At 53.9% G+C, this 18,081-nt stretch carries 18 protein-coding genes and 1 tRNA gene; 11 read left to right on the top strand and 8 right to left on the bottom strand.

The window, feature by feature from the left end:
- Positions 1-117: 117 nt before the first annotated feature.
- The 3 genes from FE788_RS10765 (at position 118) to FE788_RS10755 (ending at position 2,535) form a co-directional block, all read left to right on the top strand.
- Positions 118-1,344: a polyhydroxyalkanoate depolymerase gene (locus FE788_RS10765; protein WP_138380643.1), complete on the top strand. Its 1,227-nt coding sequence runs from the start codon at positions 118-120 to the stop codon at positions 1,342-1,344.
- A 165-nt stretch (positions 1,345-1,509) separates the two neighbouring features.
- Positions 1,510-1,941 (top strand): hypothetical protein, encoded by a 432-nt coding sequence (locus tag FE788_RS10760; RefSeq protein ID WP_210413905.1) that lies wholly within the window; start codon positions 1,510-1,512, stop codon positions 1,939-1,941.
- Positions 1,942-1,986: 45 nt separating this feature from the next.
- Positions 1,987-2,535: a hypothetical protein gene (locus tag FE788_RS10755; protein ID WP_138380641.1), complete on the top strand. Its 549-nt coding sequence runs from the start codon at positions 1,987-1,989 to the stop codon at positions 2,533-2,535.
- Here the strand turns inward: FE788_RS10755 and FE788_RS10750 are convergent.
- Positions 2,528-3,163 carry a glutathione S-transferase family protein gene (locus tag FE788_RS10750; RefSeq protein WP_138380640.1) on the bottom strand — a complete coding sequence of 212 codons (636 nt, stop codon included), beginning with the start codon at positions 3,161-3,163 and terminating at the stop codon, positions 2,528-2,530. The two genes, FE788_RS10755 and FE788_RS10750, sit on opposite strands and share 8 nt — an antisense overlap.
- A gap of 474 nt (positions 3,164-3,637) precedes the next feature.
- Between FE788_RS10750 and FE788_RS10745 the strand changes: the two genes are divergently transcribed.
- Positions 3,638-4,000 (top strand): SEL1-like repeat protein, encoded by a 363-nt coding sequence (locus tag FE788_RS10745; RefSeq protein ID WP_138380639.1) that lies wholly within the window; start codon positions 3,638-3,640, stop codon positions 3,998-4,000.
- Between the two features lie 220 nt (positions 4,001-4,220).
- Positions 4,221-5,810 carry a peptide chain release factor 3 gene (locus FE788_RS10740; protein WP_138380638.1) on the top strand — a complete coding sequence of 530 codons (1,590 nt, stop codon included), beginning with the start codon at positions 4,221-4,223 and terminating at the stop codon, positions 5,808-5,810.
- 47 nt (positions 5,811-5,857) lie between these two features.
- Here the strand turns inward: FE788_RS10740 and FE788_RS10735 are convergent, their stop codons facing one another.
- On the bottom strand, positions 5,858-6,457 hold the full coding sequence (locus FE788_RS10735) for a DUF4136 domain-containing protein (RefSeq protein ID WP_168190375.1): 600 nt from the start codon (positions 6,455-6,457) through the stop codon (positions 5,858-5,860).
- Positions 6,458-6,659: 202 nt separating this feature from the next.
- Between FE788_RS10735 and FE788_RS10730 the strand changes: the two genes are divergently transcribed.
- A tRNA-Val gene (locus FE788_RS10730) sits at positions 6,660-6,734 on the top strand.
- A gap of 88 nt (positions 6,735-6,822) precedes the next feature.
- On the opposite strand, the gene FE788_RS10725 is transcribed toward FE788_RS10730, so the two are convergent.
- The 3 genes from FE788_RS10725 to purU form a co-directional block, all read right to left on the bottom strand.
- Positions 6,823-7,632, bottom strand: a complete 810-nt coding sequence (locus FE788_RS10725; RefSeq protein ID WP_138380636.1) for an undecaprenyl-diphosphate phosphatase — start codon at positions 7,630-7,632, stop codon at positions 6,823-6,825.
- A gap of 281 nt (positions 7,633-7,913) precedes the next feature.
- Positions 7,914-8,501 (bottom strand): GntR family transcriptional regulator, encoded by a 588-nt coding sequence (locus tag FE788_RS10720; protein WP_168190374.1) that lies wholly within the window; start codon positions 8,499-8,501, stop codon positions 7,914-7,916.
- A 201-nt stretch (positions 8,502-8,702) separates the two neighbouring features.
- Positions 8,703-9,554: a formyltetrahydrofolate deformylase gene (gene purU, locus FE788_RS10715; protein WP_138380634.1), complete on the bottom strand. Its 852-nt coding sequence runs from the start codon at positions 9,552-9,554 to the stop codon at positions 8,703-8,705.
- Between the two features lie 184 nt (positions 9,555-9,738).
- Between purU and pabB the strand changes: the two genes are divergently transcribed.
- A complete protein-coding gene (gene pabB / locus FE788_RS10710) occupies positions 9,739-11,604 on the top strand; it encodes an aminodeoxychorismate synthase component I (protein WP_138380633.1) in 1,866 nt (621 codons plus the stop codon).
- 91 nt (positions 11,605-11,695) lie between these two features.
- On the opposite strand, the gene FE788_RS10705 is transcribed toward pabB, so the two are convergent.
- A complete protein-coding gene (locus FE788_RS10705) occupies positions 11,696-12,772 on the bottom strand; it encodes an SPOR domain-containing protein (RefSeq protein WP_138380632.1) in 1,077 nt (358 codons plus the stop codon).
- 233 nt (positions 12,773-13,005) lie between these two features.
- Between FE788_RS10705 and FE788_RS10700 the strand changes: the two genes are divergently transcribed.
- From FE788_RS10700 to FE788_RS10685, 4 genes are all read left to right on the top strand, one after another.
- Positions 13,006-13,716, top strand: a complete 711-nt coding sequence (locus FE788_RS10700; protein WP_138380631.1) for a ParA family protein — start codon at positions 13,006-13,008, stop codon at positions 13,714-13,716.
- 41 nt (positions 13,717-13,757) lie between these two features.
- Positions 13,758-14,342 carry a hypothetical protein gene (locus FE788_RS10695; protein ID WP_138380630.1) on the top strand — a complete coding sequence of 195 codons (585 nt, stop codon included), beginning with the start codon at positions 13,758-13,760 and terminating at the stop codon, positions 14,340-14,342.
- Between the two features lie 51 nt (positions 14,343-14,393).
- Positions 14,394-16,133, top strand: coding sequence for an SPOR domain-containing protein (locus FE788_RS10690; RefSeq protein WP_138380629.1), 1,740 nt, complete (start codon positions 14,394-14,396; stop codon positions 16,131-16,133).
- Between the two features lie 78 nt (positions 16,134-16,211).
- Positions 16,212-16,649, top strand: coding sequence for an Hsp20 family protein (locus FE788_RS10685; protein WP_246057925.1), 438 nt, complete (start codon positions 16,212-16,214; stop codon positions 16,647-16,649).
- 213 nt (positions 16,650-16,862) lie between these two features.
- On the opposite strand, the gene ptsN is transcribed toward FE788_RS10685, so the two are convergent.
- On the bottom strand, positions 16,863-17,330 hold the full coding sequence (gene ptsN / locus FE788_RS10680) for a PTS IIA-like nitrogen regulatory protein PtsN (RefSeq protein ID WP_138380628.1): 468 nt from the start codon (positions 17,328-17,330) through the stop codon (positions 16,863-16,865).
- An 18-nt stretch (positions 17,331-17,348) separates the two neighbouring features.
- A complete protein-coding gene (gene hpf, locus FE788_RS10675; RefSeq protein ID WP_138380627.1) occupies positions 17,349-17,918 on the bottom strand; it encodes a ribosome hibernation-promoting factor, HPF/YfiA family in 570 nt (189 codons plus the stop codon).
- Positions 17,919-18,081: the final 163 nt, after the last annotated feature.

Below are 18,081 nucleotides of genomic sequence, written 5' to 3'. Positions count from 1 at the left end.
CAAATAACCTTTGGTCCAGGGTGACAGTTATGCTAGGCTCTATATATTGGTGGTGTATGGCTTTAGTTCCACAAAATTATGTGTCAGGGTTAAAAAGTTAAGTCAAAGGGGTTCAGGATGCTGTATCATATGTACGAGTTTCAGCACACGGTTTTTGCACCTGCGAGATTTATGATCGACCTGACACAACAATCCCTGAAGCATCCTCTCAATCCCTTTTCCCAAATGCCGGGCGCCAAACAGATTGTAGCGGCCTGTGATGTGATGGAGCTTCTGACCCGGCGGTATGGGAAACCGAAATTCCGCCTGGAGACCACCGAGATTGACGGCATGGAGGTGGAAGTTCGTGAGCATGATGTTCTGCGCAAGACATTCTGTCATCTCAAACATTTTGATCGGGATATTGACGGCCGCAATGATCCGAAACTGTTGATCGTGGCGCCGTTGTCCGGCCATTATTGCACGCTGTTGCGGGGCACGGTGGAGGCCATGCTGCCGGATCATGATGTTTATATTACCGACTGGCAGGATGCCCGGGATGTGCCCCTGTATGAGGGGGCGTTCGACCTGGACGATTATATTGATTATGTGATCGAGTTTCTGGAGCATCTCGGGCCCGATACCCATGTGCTGGCGGTCTGTCAGCCTTCCGTGCCGGTTCTGGCGGCGGTGGCCTTGATGGCGGCGGAAAACAACCCTTGTGTTCCGCTCAGCATGACATTGATGGGCGGGCCCATTGATACCCGCAAAAGCCCCACTGTGGTCAATGAACTGAGTTATAAACGCAGTATGGAGTGGTTTGAGCAACACGCCATTCATACCGTGCCCTGGCCCAATCTGGGGTTCATGCGCAAGGTTTATCCCGGTTTTCTGCAATTGTCCGCTTTTGTGAACATGAATCTGGACGACCACATGGATGCACATCGTAAGATGTTCGATCATCTGGTTGAGGGGGATGAGGAAAGCGCGGATAAGCATCGGCTATTTTACGAGGAATATCTCGCGGTGATGGATCTGCCGGCAGAATTTTATCTGCAAACGGTTAAAACCGTGTTCAAGGATCATGCTCTGCCCAAGGGGGAAATGACATCACGCGGGCGACCGGTGGACTGTTCCGCCATCACCCGGACCGCCCTGATGACCGTAGAAGGCGAACTGGACGATATTTCCGGCATCGGCCAGACCCGTGCCGCTCATGATATTTGCCCCAATATCCCTTCCGATATGAAGCGCCATTATGAACAGAAAGGCGTTGGCCATTATGGCATTTTTAACGGCCGAAAATGGAAAAACAAGATTGCTCCCAAAGTAAAAGAGTTTATCCTGAAACATCAACGGGACTGAGGACAACTTTAAAATTTCCTGATCAAAGCAGAGTGTCCCCGGTCCAAAAAAAGGGGATGATATGTAATGAATGCTATCAGGAGTTCTGCGATTGTATGGATTTTTTTAGGCTGCCTTTTGGTTTTTCTGCCGTTGACGCCTGGCCGGGCAGACCCTTTAGCGGATATGTTGAGCTGTTCTCAAATCGGGAATGATGACGCGCGTTTGGCCTGCTATGACGCGTTGAGCCGGTCATTGTCCGCAAGCGCGGATACAAAGCCGGGCGAAGAAGCGCCGCCGCACCCGGTGCCGGAAGAAGATGGGGCATCCAGAGTGGCGGCTTTCGGAAGTGAACAAATCAAAAAAACTCAAAAAGAGCGGGAAGAAGACGAGGAACTGGAATCCATTTCCGCCAAGATTGTCAAGGTGGTGTATTCCCCTCGCGATTATTTTGTTGTGAAGCTGGAAAACGGACAGATCTGGAAACAGACGTCGGGCCGGAAAATTTCTTTTCTGGAACCGGGGGTGACCGTGACCATCAACAAGGGGGCCTTGGGCAGCTATAATATGAATATTCCCGGCAAAACCTCCTTTGTCCGGGTCAAACGGGTCAAATAATTTCGGTGCCTCATCAGAATTCATTCTGGAAAAAGGGAGATGACAATGAAACATATCATCGGTTTTCTGGTGGGGGTGTTTCTGCTGCTGGAGGGCATGGCTCTGGCAACCGCCGAAGAGACGTCCGCCAAGGCCTATTGCGCGGACGCCAACTATGGCCGACTGGATTTCTGGCTTGGAACCTGGAAAGTGTCCTGGGGCAAGGGGGACAAACGGGGTGAGGGCATAAACCGGATCCGTAAGATTTATGAGGGCTGCGTGGTGGAGGAACGGTTTGATGGCGGGGTGATGGGTGGTCATCATTTCCGCGGCGGCAGTTATTCCATTTTTGACAAACACAGCGGCCAGTGGCGCCAGACCTGGGTGGATAACCAGGGGGGCTATTTTGATTTTTATGGCAAGGATCTGGGCAAAGAGTTTGTGTTTGAAACCCGGCCAGAGACGTCCCGGGCAGGGCCGCTGCGGCGGATGCTGTTTACGGATATTACCGCGGACAGCCTGACCTGGCGGTGGCAGAAAAGCGAGGATGGAGGCCGAAACTGGACCGATCTGTGGGTGATCTATTATGAACGGCTCAGCGAGACCTCTAACTGAAAAACCCTCTGATCAGCGGCTCCGCCTGTCCCATTACTTTCTGTAACGAAGGGCGTCCCATAAGGCGGGAGAAATACGCCTTGATTTCCGGATGATGGGTAAAGGGATGTACCCTTTGCGCATAAAACAGGGCGGGGGCCGCCGCACAGTCGGCGAGACTGAAATCCTGACCATTAGCCCAACTGTGATCGTGCAGATCCCGGTCCATCTGGTCATACATGATATTGAGCGTCTCACGGGACTTGAGAAGGATAGTAGGGTCCCGTTTATCCGGTGATTTCTGGAGCTCAAAAAGCAGGGTGGTGGTCGGGTCGTTGAGATAAAGATCATACATACGATCTTTCAGTCGGGCATTTCTTGCCATCTCGAGGTCAGAGGGAATAAGCCGGCAGCCGGTCAGATAATTGGCATCCAGATAGTCTATAATAATGCTCGACTCGGGAATTTTACGCCCCTGGTTGGTGATCAGCAGGGGCAGTTTTCCGAGGGGATGTACCTTGCGGTAATTGGCGGCCGCAAGCTTGTCTCGCAAGTCTACGGTCTGGGGATCAAAGCTTAACCCTTTTTCATAAAAGGCAATTAAGACTTTTTGGCAGTAGCTAGAGATGGGATTGTAATAGAGTTTCATCCGAAGGGTTCCACGGTACGAATCCAGATTTCAGATGCCGGATACGCAACCGGGCCAGCTTTTGCGCAGTATATCATAGTTTCCTGATGATCTGGACCCCAGAGTACCAGGATTCCAGAGCGAATTGCGGCGACCTATTCACAATTCACTCTAGTCTAACTTCAAGCTCGGGCCACTCTAACTTCAGCACCGGGAGCGGAAACCAGCGAGGATCTTTTGCAAAGGGGCGAGGATCTACGGACAAGGGGCGGGGCAGTCGGAAAAATGGCGCTCTGAAAATCCCGATTTGGCACAATCTTCTATAAAAAATGTTAAAAAATGTTACAGTTGGGAGCGGCTGAACAAAGCTGAAAAGACTGGTTTTTCGGAAAGCTATTGAAAATAAAGGGGTAATCCGTTCTGGCCTGTGATTTGCTTATACTGAAGGCGTTAACGAAAAATTAACTTAAATGAAAGTTGGGAACAGGGAAATTTATGTCTAGAAAATTTTTTATGGGGATTTCCGCCGTCATTTTTACCGTTTTTGGCGCTCTGGCGGCTTCATCTGCTGCCACACGCAGTGACCAGTCCCTGGAAATGGCCCGGGGTGCAGATCCGGTTGAGGAAATCCGCTGCCTAGAAGCGTTTATCAATTCTGAATTTGATCTGGCCCACACGGTGTGTCTGCCGCTGGCTCAGGGCGGCATGAGAGACGCCCAGCTGGTGACCGGTCTGATGTATGCTTTGGGGGAAGGCGTGGAAAAGAATCTTAGCCTGGCCAAATGGTGGTTGGGGGAAGCCATGCGTAACGGCAGCGAGGAAGCCAAAGAGGCCCTCGGACAATTTAATCTGGAGTAATCTCACCCTTCAGGAGGGTATCCCAAAAGGGCAGGCCGGGCGCCGCTATCAACGCCCGGTTTTCTTTTGCCTGCAGTTTTGTTGGCTGCTGAAAAACGGTATGTCTTATGGAGAAAAGCGGGCTTCTTCCCCCAAAAGCATCTTTTTCGCTGTACAAGTGAAAGGCAAATTTTTACAGTCCGCAGGATTTTTAGAACAACCGAAAACCGACACAAGATTGATGACAAGCCAGATACAGGAAGTTAACCGGCGGCGGACCTATGCCATTATTTCTCACCCGGATGCGGGGAAGACCACTCTGACCGAAAAGTTGTTGCTGTTTGGTGGCGCCATTCAGATGGCTGGTGCCGTCAAGGCTCGCGGCGAACAGCGCCGGGCTCGTTCCGACTGGATGAAGGTGGAGCAGGAACGCGGTATTTCCGTGGCGTCCTCGGTGATGTCCTTTGAATATGATGGGCGTATGTTCAATCTTCTGGATACGCCGGGCCACGAAGACTTCTCCGAAGACACTTACCGGGTGCTTACGGCCGTGGATAGCGCGGTGATGGTGCTGGACGCGGCCAAGGGGATCGAGAGCCAGACCCGCAAACTGTTTGAGGTATGCCGGCTCAGGGATATGCCCATCATCACCTTTATCAATAAAATGGACCGAGAAGCGCAGGACCCCTTCCAGTTGCTTGAAGAAATCGAACAGACCCTGGCGCTGGATGTCACCCCGGCCAGCTGGCCAATCGGCATGGGCCGGAATTTCAAGGGCTGTTACGATATTTTCAATGACCGGCTGATTCTGATCGACAAGGGAACGGACGAGCGTCCGGATGAAGGCATCACCTGTAACGGCACTGATGATCCGAAACTGGATGATCTGATTCCGGCGGATCTGTTGGCCCAGTTTCGTGAGGAAGTGGACATGGTTCGGGAACTGTGCCCGCCCTTTGATCAGCAGGCATTTCTGGACGGCACGCTGACCCCGGTTTATTTCGGCAGCGCCATTAACAATTTCGGGGTGCGGGAACTTCTGGAAGGGCTTGGGAGTTTTGCGCCAAAGCCGGGGCAGTACAGCACAACAAGTCGCAAGGTGGACCCGGAAGAGAAAAAAGTGTCCGGTTTTGTTTTCAAGATTCAAGCCAATATGGACCCGAAACACCGGGACCGTATCGCTTTTTTCCGGCTCTGTTCTGGGCAATTCAAGCGCGGCATGAAACTGAAACACAACCGCACTGGAAAACTGATCAATCTGCATAATCCGGTGCTGTTCCTGGCCCGGGACCGGGAACTGGCCGAACAAGCCTGGCCCGGCGATATTATCGGCATTCCCAACCATGGGAATCTGCGGATCGGCGACAGCCTCACCGAGGGGGAGGACCTGCAATTTACCGGAATTCCGAGTTTTGCGCCCGAACATATCCAGACGGTGCGGCCCGAAGACCCCATGAAAGCCAAACATCTGGCCCGTGCGTTGCAGCAACTAGCCGAAGAGGGCGCGGCGCGGGTGTTTAAACCCACGATCGGGTCCGAATGGTATGTGGGGGTGGTGGGGATGTTGCAGTTTGATGTGATGGCTGATCGCATCCGGACCGAATATGACGTGGCCTGCCGGTTTGAGCCGACCTCACTTTATACCGCCGTTTGGGTGGATTGTGATGACCGGCACAAGCTGAAACAGTTTATTGAGGCGAATAAGGCCAATATGGCCGAAGACCATACCGGTGCCCCCGTTTTTCTGGCCCGTAACAGCTGGCGTCTGGACAAGGCGAAAGAAGACTATCCCGACATCCGCTTTCTCAAGGTCAAGGAACAGACGGCTTAAACCTTATGTAGCGGCCTTTGTCGTCGCGAACCCGCGCCATATATTTTTTAGGGAGGGGTGCGGCGATCCACCTTGACCCGTTCGGAAGTGCCACTGGGACCGGGGAAGTTCTGGAACAGGGCGTCGATCAGATAGGGCATCATTTCCGCCATGCTGCTGTCGGTACGGCGGATGCTGACCTGCCCCTCATAGAGTTTCATGCCGTCGCTGCGACGTATGATGTCGAGACTGAGGCCATAGACATAATCCTGGCGCGGTTGGCGTTCGCCGAGGGGAAAGGAGACGCCAAGGCCGAAATGGCTGCCGTGACTGCCCGTGCCCACACTGACAGCGGCGGAAGACCCCTCTTCATAGCCGACGGAGCTGACGGGCCTGGCGCCATAACCGATCCGGGCGATCAGCTCGCTGGGGGCATTCCCCGGTGGCTGGTAGCCATATTGTCCGAGACGGGCCCCAATCATGTTGGCATATTGGCTGAATTCAATGCTGTTTTGCAATTGGGGGGTCATGGCGGCCACTTCGACATGTTCCCCGCGCGGTTCGGGCAGTTGATGGAAGCGGGTCACGGTCCCGGTGAGTTTGCTGCTGCAGGCTGAAAGCACAAGGACACCTGCGACGATGGACAGGATTCCGATTTTTTTTAACATGGGACGCCTCCGAGTGTTCCCCAAAAGTTTAGAACGACTTGCCTGAATATAACCTGAACCATATGTAACCTGAACCATATGTAACCTGAACCATGACAGCATACCGCCATGAGGCCTGCGGGGGCAGTAGATAAAAAACCGCATCAAAGGGCTTGCTTCTTGAGAGGAAATCATTATAAATCCCTTTCACACAGTTTTGCACGGGCGGTTAGCTCAGTGGTAGAGCACTACGTTGACATCGTAGGGGTCACAAGTTCGAACCTTGTACCGCCCACCATTTCTTTCCTGACATATCGTTTCTCTTTGCTTTCTCGGTTTACCGATCGCGTATTAGAGTGAATTGTGAATAGGTTGACCCATTCACTCTAGGCATAGGCCCAGACCAGCAAGGCGGCGCCGAGCATGACCCGATAGACCACAAAGGGTGTCATGCTGGCCCGCTCTAGCCACTTCATCAGCGCGGCGATGGCGACAAGGGCCGCCAGGAAAGACAGCCCCGCCCCCAGCAGGATATCCAGCCCCAGCACAAAGTCACCGGATTGCGCCAGCTTTACCCCTTCCATACTACCGGCGGCGATAATGGTGGGAATCGACATCAGCATGGAAAACCGTGCCGCTTCCGTCCGGCTGAACCCCATCCCCCGGGCGGCGGTCATGGTAATCCCGGCGCGGCTGGTGCCCGGAATGATGGACAGCACCTGGGCAAACCCCATGATCAGGGCGTGCCCGTAACGCATATCGGTGATTTTTTTTGTGACAGGCGCACGCATGTCCAGAACATACAGCAACAGGCCGAACAGAATGCTGGTCCAGCCGATCACTTCCAGCGTCCGCCACAAATCATTCAGGTCAAATGCCGCAGCCAGCCCGCCAAAGATAATGATCGGAATAGTGGACAGGATCAGCGCCAGAAACAGCCGCCGTTCCATACGGTCATAATCCTGTTTCAGAGTCAGCATCTGCCAGAAGGCATTGAACAACCGCCCGACATCCGTGCGGAAATACAGCATGACAGCCCCCAATGTGCCCAGATGCACCCCCACATCCATCATCACCCCCTGATCGGGCCAATCCGTCAGCCGGGGCACAAGAATCAGATGGGCCGAAGAACTGATGGGCAGGAATTCGGTAATCCCCTGAACGATGGCCAGGACAACAATCTGTAAAAAACTCACGACTTCCCCTTTTTCCGCTCAAATGACATGAGACCGACAGGCGCGGCGATCTGTCGGGGGTGGTTTAATGCTGAAAGTTTGCCTCACCATATGCGCTGCGCCGGAATCTGGCAATAGGGATTTGTGACGGAGGGATTTATATGAAAAGAAAAATAGGGAAGGGGCGTTCATGGGCCACCTTATACGGAACCGGAAAGGCCGAAGCCACGCGGTTCCGTACCAAGAAACACCCTTTCTGAAAGGTCGGGATCAAAACCTGTATCCGGGACGTTATTGCACTCTCAAAGATTGTGCTGCGTCAGGATTGTCTTGATCCATGAGCTGTGCGCTTGCAAAGCTTTTTCCCGGTTGCCCTCAAGGACGGCCTTGACCAAAACCTGAAAGTGCTTTTTCAGTTCTGTGGCATCAAGATTAAGGACCTGCAAAATATGGCGGGAGAAATGCGCAATATTCAGCCGGTACAGCATTTCCTCCAACAGGCCGTTATTACTGCTTTTGGCGATGGCGCAATAAAATTCCATACTGGCGCTGAGCAGGCTGGCGTGATCCTCAAGCTGCGCTTCTGTCATCTCGGACAAGGCCTTGATATTTTCGTCCTTGGGATTGTATCCCCGAATGGCCAAAGCCCCCATTACATCGACCAGCTGAAAACGCTGAATGATTTCTTCCGGTTCGAGTTTTTTGATGACAGCGCCGCGGTTGGGAATCAGATCAATGAGGCCGCCGGCAGCAAGCAGCCGCAGGGCTTCGCGTAATGGACCACGACTGATATTCAACTCTCTGGTCAAGTCCGCTTCAACCAGTCTCTGACCCGGAACATATCGCCCCTGACGAATACCCGATGCAAGGTGGTGGGTTATGGTGTCCACCCTTGATTGGCGTTCTTTTGCCTCTAAAATTCCAACTGACACTACCGTATATCCCTTGTGTAGTTAAATGACATTGCCTGTATCATGTATTTTTTATGAATCTCATTATCAGCAGAATTGGCTTAGCATATATATAATGTATATGCCAATATTTTGTTGGTTCTTTAGCCTTTCTGTGGCCCTTTCTGTCATTGTCTGATCTTACTTAAATACAACCGTTTTGGTGCCGTTGAGCAGAATTCTTTTTTCTGCGAAATATTTAACGGCACGCGCCAGAACCCGGCTTTCGATGTCCCGTCCCTGCGCGATCATATCGTCCGGGCTGAAGGAATGATCAACCCGTTCCACGTCCTGATCAATAATCGGCCCTTCATCCAGATCCGACGTGACAAAATGGGCCGTCGCCCCGATCAACTTTACACCCCGGGCATGGGCCTGATGATATGGCTTCGCCCCTTTAAAACTTGGCAAAAAGGAATGGTGAATATTAATGGCCCGCCCTTTCAGTTTCTGACACAATTCATCGGAAAGAACCTGCATGTAACGGGCCAGCACCACCAGGTCCACCTCCTGGGTTTCAATCAGGGAAAAAAGGGCCTTTTCCTGTTGAGGTTTGTTTTCTTTTGTGACCGGCAAATAATAATAGGGCAATTTGTGCCAGCTGGCAATTTCTTCAAAATCCCGATGGTTGGAAACGATGCTGGTAATTTCAATGGGCAAAAAGCCCTGCCGCCAGCGATACAGCAAGTCATTAAGGCAATGGCCGAAACGGGAAACCATGAGCATCACCCGGGGTTTTTCGTCGGTATCGTAAAAATTCCATGTCATCCGGTAGTTCTGTCCGACGGGGTCGAAATCCTTTTCAATCTGGCGCAGGGACAGGGCCTGATCCTGAATGGTGAACACCAACCGCAGGAAAAAACGGTTGGTGTCGGGATCGCCATATTGGGCGGCCTCTTTGACAAAACAGCTGCGTTCGGAAAGGAAGGTGGAGACGGCTGAGACGATGCCGGTTCGGTCATCGCAGGTGATGGTAAGGATATAATCGGACATTTATTTCCCGTTGGTATTTCCCGTTGATATTTCCTGGTGGTATTTGCCGGTGGAATGTTCTGATGCTTTATTTCCGGTTATTGTGATTTGATGCAAGATAGCATATGACATTTGTGCGACAAATAAACGCACAATATGACAATATGCCTTATCACTAAGGTAAAAAGCTTAAGGTTCGGTAACCATGCCGGTTAAGAACGGTGCAGGACAAAAACAACATCTTCGCTTGTTTCTGGATGACAGCCTTGCCCAAGGGACGGCCGGTCGCCAACATGGACATGGACGGCATGGGTATGGCAATGAAACAGGGGGTGTTTCATATTTATACGAGTCCCCGCTTGACGTGATTACGGTCAACCATCCGGAGGAGCTGACGCAGGGGTTTACGGCAATGGAAGAGGCCCTTGCCGCAGGTTATCACCTGGCCGGCTGGATCAGTTATGAGAGCGGACTTACCCTTGAAGAACGCCTGAGAGTTCATCTGCCGCCACGGGTGGAGGTGCCCTACCTGTGTTTCGGGGTTTTTGACGGACGCCGCCGTTATTTGCCGGATGAGGCTGAACGCTACTGGCGTGAGCGGGAAGAACGGGGGCGGGCGGTGATCGGCGATATTCGTCTGTCAAAGGCCAAGGCGGCTTATCTTTCAGACATTGCCCGGATTCATGAATATCTCAGGGCCGGGGACATTTATCAGGTGAATTATACGCTGCGGGCGGAATTCGACTTTGAGGGAGATAGTTCGGCTCTTTATGCCGCGCTGCGTCGGGCGCAGAGGGTCTCCTATGGGGCCTATATCCAGACAGCGGACCAGGATATTCTTTCCCTCAGTCCGGAACTGTTTTTGCGCCGGGACGGCAATCGTTTGCTGACCCGTCCCATGAAGGGCACCCTGCGCCGGGGCCGCACGGTCGCGGAGGACCAGAACCTTGCCGCACGGTTGCGAGAGGATGAAAAGAACCGGGCCGAAAACCTGATGATTGTGGATCTGCTGCGCAATGACCTGTCAAAACTGGCCCGGCCGGGATCGGTGAAGGTCCACAGCCTGTATGATGTGGAAAAATATGCCACCCTGTTTCAGATGACCTCCAGTATCGAAGCGGAAGTGGCGGCGGGAGTGAAAAATACCGATATTCTGCGGGCCATGTTCCCCTGTGGTTCGGTTACCGGCGCCCCCAAAATCCGCGCCATGGAAATCATTGCGGAACTGGAAGGCGTGCCGCGAGGAATTTATACCGGGGCTATTGGGTATCTGACGCCCGATGGGGAGATGTGTTTCAATGTTCCGATCCGCACAGTCACCCTGAACCGGACCGGCGGGGGCCAAATGGGAATCGGCAGCGGCATCGTTGCGGATTCCGCCGCGCAGGAAGAATATGAAGAATGTCTGCTTAAGGCCGCGTTCCTGACCCGACGGCAAGAGGAGTTTGCCCTAATTGAAACCATGCGGTGGACGGGAGCGGGGGGACTGGAGCATCTGGACGCTCATCTGGCGCGACTGAAAGACTCCGCCATCTATTTTGATTTTGCCTGTGATCTGGTCCGGATCCGCGATGATCTGATCCGGCATTGCGCCCGGCTGGATCCGACTGGATCGTGGCGAGTGCGCCTGCTCTTGTCACGGGACGGCATGACGTCAGTGACATCAACCCGCCTGAACCCGTCGCCGGAAGGGGAAGAAAGGCGCTTCCGGCTCTGGCCCGAGGCGGTGGACAGTCGTTCCCCCTATCTTTATCACAAGACCACCAGACGGTCTTTTTACGATGATGCTTTGCAGCAGGCCCGCCGGGAAAGCGGCTGTTTCGAGGTGCTGTTCACCAATGAACGGGGAGAACTGACCGAGGGCAGTTTCACCAATCTGTTTGTGGAAAAAAACGGACGGTTATATACCCCGCCGCTCGAAGCCGGGCTTTTGGGCGGCATTCTGCGTCAGCGCCTCCTTGACGAGGGGCGGGCCCGGGAGAAACGCCTTTTCCCGGAAGACTTGCGTGCCGCAGACAAACTTTATGTGGGCAATTCGGTTCGGGGGCTGATCAGAGGACGTCTAGAGTGAATTGTGAAGAGGTTGACTCAATTCATTCTAAATCTGCATACCCAAAATTCGAAAGTATCCGGAAAATCCCCAAAGGCCCTGTCAGCTTTTATCATTTATCATTGGGTGTTTTCAGAACAAAACAGCTTTGACCGGCGGCGCTCAACCGGGTGCAAAGGGCATTGGCCTCTTCGCGACTGGCGAAGGGACGCAGTTGTAGACGATAAAAAACTCCCTTGTCCGGGCCAAGATCAACCGTTTCGACCACATGGCCGTATGGTCCGAGGATATCGGGATATTTGAGGGTCAAATGGTCGCCGGCAGCCCGGGCTTCCTCCTGTCTGCGATAGGCGCCAATCTGAACCCGATACAGGTCCTCGGCCAGAATGTCCTTAGCCAGAGTGTTCTCTGGAGCTTTTTTTTCAGAGGAGGACGGCGCTACGATGGTACCGGCTTGAGCCGATTCATTCCCGTCCCCTGGGGCCGGAAGGAGAGAAGCTTCGGGCGTTGCCCGGGAGGTGGGAATTACTTCTGAAGCCGCTTGCTGCGATATCTCGTCTTCTTCCTGACCGTTGACCATTAGGGCGGTATTGTCGCTGCGATCATATCCTGCCACCAGGGTCGGGGCCAGTGCGCTGGCTTCCTGTCGTTCGGCATCCGTCAGAAACGGCCTGAGCTGCTGCTCCGCGCGGATCGCATCCCCAAGGCCCTGGCGGGCAGATAAGGAGATCCAGGCATAGGCCTTTACCCGGTCCTGCGGGGCGCCTTCGCCGGTGTAATGCATGATGCCCACCATATTCTGGGCGCGGGCATCGCCATTGGCTGCCGCGCGGCTGAGCCAGAGCATGGCCTTTTCCAGGTCTTTCTTTCCTCCGCGTCCGAAATAATACAGCGTGCCCAGATTGCGCTGGGCCCCCACATGTCCCTTTCCGGCGGCCCGTAGATAATATTCCGCCGCCCGGGCATAATCCTGTTCGACGCCGCGCCCCATTCTGTATAGCTGCCCCAGATTATAAAGGGCATTGGGATTGCCCAGGGCCGCATAGGGCAGCCACTCCTCCCGGGCCCGTTCGTAATCCCCCACTTCATAGGCGCGCACGCCATCGGCAATGGTGGCGGAGGCGGACAGGGGCGAAGACGCCAGGGGCGCAAGGGTCAAAAGCAGGCAGATCAACGGTGTTTTTCTCATGGCGGTGCTCTTAAAAAGAGAGGTCACTCCCCCCTGTACAAGGAGGTGTTTATCCCAATTGCGGTGAATATCTTTTATTTATAATAAGTTAGTAGTTAAAATTTTGTTTTCTATTTTACGATTTATTAAGACCTGCACGGCACTATGGTCCAATGAAAGGGACTACGCATTCTGTAGCTGCCCGATAATAAAACTATAACAGAATTTATAAACGACGAACAAGGTTGGATCATATGCGTGTTTTGGCATTTACTTCACAGAAGGGCGGGTCCGGGAAAACCACTCTGAGCGGTCACATCGCGGTCCAGGCCGAACTTGCTGGTGAAGGTCCGGTGGTGTTGGTGGACACTGACCCTCAGGGCAGCCTGACAGAATGGTGGAATGAACGCGAGGCTCCGACGCCCGCTTTTGCCCAAACCAATGTTTCCCGCTTGATTACGGACCTGGACGAGTTACGTTCCCAGGGTTTCAAACTGGCGATTATTGATACGCCGCCTGCCATCACGCTGGCGATCCAGAGTGTGATTGCGGTTTCCGATCTGATTGTTATCCCCACCCGTCCCAGTCCCCATGACCTGCGGGCCGCGGGGGCCACGGTTGAGTTGGCAGACCGCACCGACAAACCCTTCATGTTCGTCGTCAACGGGGCAACCCCTCGCGCCAGAATCACCAGCGATGCGGCCATTGCTTTGTCCCAGCACGGCACGGTGGCCCCTGTGACGTTGCATCAGCGCACCGATTATGCCTCCAGCATGATTGATGGCCGTACGGTCATGGAAGTCAACCCGGCCTCTAAATCGGCCCAGGAAGTTGCCGATCTGTGGGAATATATCAGCGACCGGCTGGAGAAAAATTTCCGCCGCACTGTTTTCCAGAGCACCGCCCAGCAGCGTCGCATGCCCGCATCATCTCAGGGATTTGGTCGGCGCCAGATCCAGAACTGAGAAAATTCCGGTAAAGAAGTGTAAGGCAGGAAGAGAGCACAATGAAAAAAGAGGCTAGGTTAACGAGTTCACTATTGGCCCGCAAAGGGCACGCCGCCCCCTCCCTGGCAACGCCAAAACTTTCTGTTCCGGCAATAGACCGGTTTGGCACAGGATATGTGGCTGCCGACCCGGTAGCCGATGTTGCGCCGGCGCAGGATGTGCCTATGGTCCCTTCTGAAACGGCACAAGAAGCCTCCACACCGGAAAGTTTTCAACAGGAAACGGTTCCGGAAAAAGCGGGTGGGACGGCTGCTGAAACAAAGAACCAACCACGCAAAAAACAAAGATCTCGGGAGCGCACACCTGGCGGACGTTCCGGCCAGCCGGCCCCGAAGGCCCGTTCGCTGACCGGCCAGGGCCGTCCCATGGCGGCGAAGCCGGATCCAGAGTCTGGAGAAGACTCTGGAGGAAAACGTATTGCCATGACCCTGCGCATGGACAAGGAGAGCCACTTGAGACTTCGGCTGTATACGGCACATTCCCGTAAAAGCTGCCAGGAAGTTTTGATGGAAGCGTTGGAAATGTATTTTGAGCAGCATTGTTGTGATCTGGATAAAAAGAACTGTTCCTGCCTGGCCGAATGAGGCGGCAATGACAGGGCTGCATATTGCGGCCGGAAACTGAGGATAAAGACCATGAAGGCACCTGCAGAACGAACTTTGAACACCCGCTCGGGGAAATCCCGCGGGCTGATCCGTCTGATGACAACGGTGGCGGTCCCCTTGATGGTGGCGGCCTGCACGACGACGGGCGGTGAGGCGCCTTCCTCTGCTGGGGCCGGTCCTTCTGCGCAGATGTCTCCTGGTGTTGCCCGGGTCTCCCATGAAATTTCAAGCCGCGAAGACAATAGTTTTCTCAATCTGGCGCGGGAGATGGTGGCGCAAGGGGACCATAACGCGGCCATTCCGTTGTTTCGTCGGGCCCATAAATGGCATCCGTTTTCGTCCGAGCCTCTGGTGGGGCTTGGACAGTCCCTGAGCGCGGTGGGGCAATATCCCGATGCGCTGGAAGCCTTCCAGAAGGCGGTGGATCGTAATGAGGAAAATATCGAGGCCTTGAAAGGTCTGGGCAAGGTTTATCTGGCACTGAGCCGCCCGACCATGGCAGTGCCGGTGTTGAACAAAGCTGTCCGGCTTGCGCCTGCCGACGGGGATGCCATCAGTCACCTGGCGTTGGCCCTGGAACTGCAGGGGCATAAACAGGCGGCGCTGGAAGTCTACAGGGATGGTCTGGAGATTGATCCCGATAACCTGAAACTGTTGAATAATTATGGCCTTTCCCTGGCGTTGCAGTCCCGCCATGATGAGGCGATCCGGATCCTCAAACAGGCCGCCCAGCATAAGGGCGCCGATGCTACGCATCGTCAAAATCTGGCGATGGCTTATGCGCTGGCCGGTAATGAGATGATGGCGGCGCGGCTGTTATCCATTGATAGCGGCCCGGAGTTGACCGATGACAATCTGAATTATTACCGGGTGCTCGCCAATATGCCGGCGGAGAAACGTTTTGACCAGGTTTTGCGCCGGTCGGTTTCTGCTAAGAAGGACCTGGAGGAACCCGGCTATGAAAGTTTCAAGGATGACAGCCTGACCAAAAACATGACGGTTGCTCGCCTGGTGGAGGAAAAACCCGAACCGGTGGCGGTGGTCGTGCCGGCGCCCGAACCAGAGCCCGAGGACCCGTCCGTTCCGCCGCTTTTGGGGCCGGAAGGCTGGGCCTTACAGATTGCGGCCTATCGCAAGAAGTCGGAACTGCGTCCCGGCTGGGAAAAACTGAAAAAGAAATACGAAGATATTATCGGCCATCTGGAACCGCGCCGTTCAGAGGTGGATTTCGGAGACCGGGGTGGTAAGCAGCCGAGCGGATTTTATTATCGTTTGAATGCCGGCCCGCTGACCTCTTATGAAGAAGCCAATGAGGCCTGCCGTAAGATTCGCGAACGCGGTACGGATTGCTGGGTGCGTCCCCCGGAGAAAAGCGAAGGCAAAATTCCCGAGACGGATCTGGAGAAGGCCAAACCGTTCCGCGTCCTGGACCAGAACGATATGGTGAAGGAAACACCGCAACAGCAGCCGTCCGCTGATCCATATGAGATCCCGGATCAGGACGCGGGTGAAAAGCCACAGAAAGAGGTGATTGACGCCGAAACCTCTGCAACGGTGACCGCCTCACCAGAGGACAGGGAAAAAGCCCGCGCTATCGTTTGGAAATTGTTCCGGGACTCCGGTATTCCGGAGCAGGATCAGCAGACGGCTGAAGCATCCCCTGAAACCGTTCACTCCGACGCCGCAGTCGAGCCGGCACTGGAAGAAGAAGATCCCCAGGGTGCCCCGACTGAGGAAGGCGGCCCTGAAGAGGATGATTCCGAAGAATAACCCCGATGGAACAATTCACTCTAAGGGGCGGGTGCAGACCCGCCTCTTGTTTTTTTTCGGCCTCCCCCCATTTATGAGATGACAAGCCCATCAAAAAGCGGGAGAAAAGCCATTCCACGGTACAGCATTTCCGATAATCCGTTGTTGCTGGGGTTTGAATATCTCGAACAACGTTTACAGCAGGCGGCGAAAACCGGCAGTGAGGGATGTCCGCCGTTTAATATTGAAACCCCGGAGCCCGGCAGGTTGCGCATTACACTTGCCGTTGCGGGCTTTTGCCGGGATAACCTGGCGGTCACGGTGGAAAACAGGGAATTGATGATCCGTGGCAAACGCCAGGACGCAGAAGATAAGACCTATCTGCATCGGGGAATTGCCACACGCCAGTTTGTGCGCCGTTTTGTGCTAGCGGACGGGGTGCGTGTGATCCGGGCCAGCCTGCGGCATGGCCTGTTGCATATTGACCTTGAGGAACCGGACCCGACCCCTGAACGGATCACCATCGAGATCGAGTGAAGCGGGATTGGATGAGGGGGGAGAATACGAGAAAAGACCTGGATGAGGGGACAAAAGCTCATCCAGGATACGCACACCGCCATAGGTCATGACGGTGTCCGCTACGACGAATTTATTTCTCCGTATTCCATCCGGATAGGGACTCAAGAGAATTGCATCAATCTCATCACAATTCACTCTAAGGCAAACGACCACATATAGGGTAATCAGCGCTTAGGCCGCGTGGGAATTTTTATAAGAGGCGGTAAGGATAGCATAGATGGCATCCCCGCCTTCTGAGCCCCGGAGTTTTTCGCAGATTGACTTGTCACGTAACAGCCGGGAGACCTTGGCCAGTGCCTTCAGATGATCAGCTCCAGCGCTTTCCGGCGCCAGCAGCATGAAAATCAGATCGACTGGCTCCCCATCCAGGGAATCGAAATCAACCGGCTGTTTCAGGCGGGCAAAAAACCCATACAGCCGATCCAGGTCATTGATCTTGCCGTGGGGTATGGCAACGCCATGCCCCACACCGGTCGTGCCCAGCCGTTCCCGTTCCACCAGAACGTCTACGATCTCATGAGCCGGCCGCCCGACAATTTTTTCTGCGATTGTGGCGAGTTCCTGCAAGATCTGTTTCTTGCTGGTCGCCTTCATATCCGGAATGATCGATTCCAGGCTTATTAAATCAGCAATATCCATACGGATCACTTTTTGTTGTTAGTCCACTTGGGGGTCTATCCACCCTATGTTGCCATCTGCCCGTCGATAGACCACGTTCATTCTGCCATGAGCCCGATTGCGGAACATCAGCGTTTGCAAATTGCCAAGATCCAGCCGCATCACGGCCTCGCTGACGGAAGCTTCGGGAATTTGGGTTTCAGTTTCTGCGACAATAGCCGGCTGACCATCTTCCGGTTCTTCCACTTCATCCTCTTCCACGGCGAGGACATTGTATTGAGCCGGGATCAGCGCTTCGCCGTTGGTCCGCTGGTTATGATGATTGGTCAGACGCCGTTTATAACGACGCAGCCGTTTTTCCATGCGTTCCACTGCGGCGTCAAACGCAGCATAAATGTCTGTCTCTTCAGCATGGGTCATCAAATCCATGCCGTGTCCGAGATGCACATGACAGTCCGCCCTGAATAAATGCGCGTCTTTCGAGAATGTCACGGTCCCCTCAATGGGGTGGTTGAAGTATTTATTGACGGCGCCTTCCAAATGGCTTTCCACATGGGTTCGAAGAGCATCGCCAATATCAATTTGTTTCCCGGTAACAACTATTCTCATGTTCAACTCAGATCCTTCTCAGACAGCTTAACCGAAGTAAGCCTCGTGCATTTATCAGTACAAGGCCGCGGAAGTTAGAGGCAAGTTGACACTTTGTCAAGGTTTCCCTCAATTCCCGCGGAAAGACCCCGGTTTGCGCCCGGACGGTCTTTCATAATCACAC

Source organism: Luteithermobacter gelatinilyticus, assembly GCF_005849285.1.
Lineage (GTDB): Bacteria > Pseudomonadota > Alphaproteobacteria > Sphingomonadales > Emcibacteraceae > Luteithermobacter > Luteithermobacter gelatinilyticus.
The sequence above is the reverse complement of the archived record's forward strand: the minus strand, read 5'-3'. Positions and strand labels throughout refer to the sequence as shown.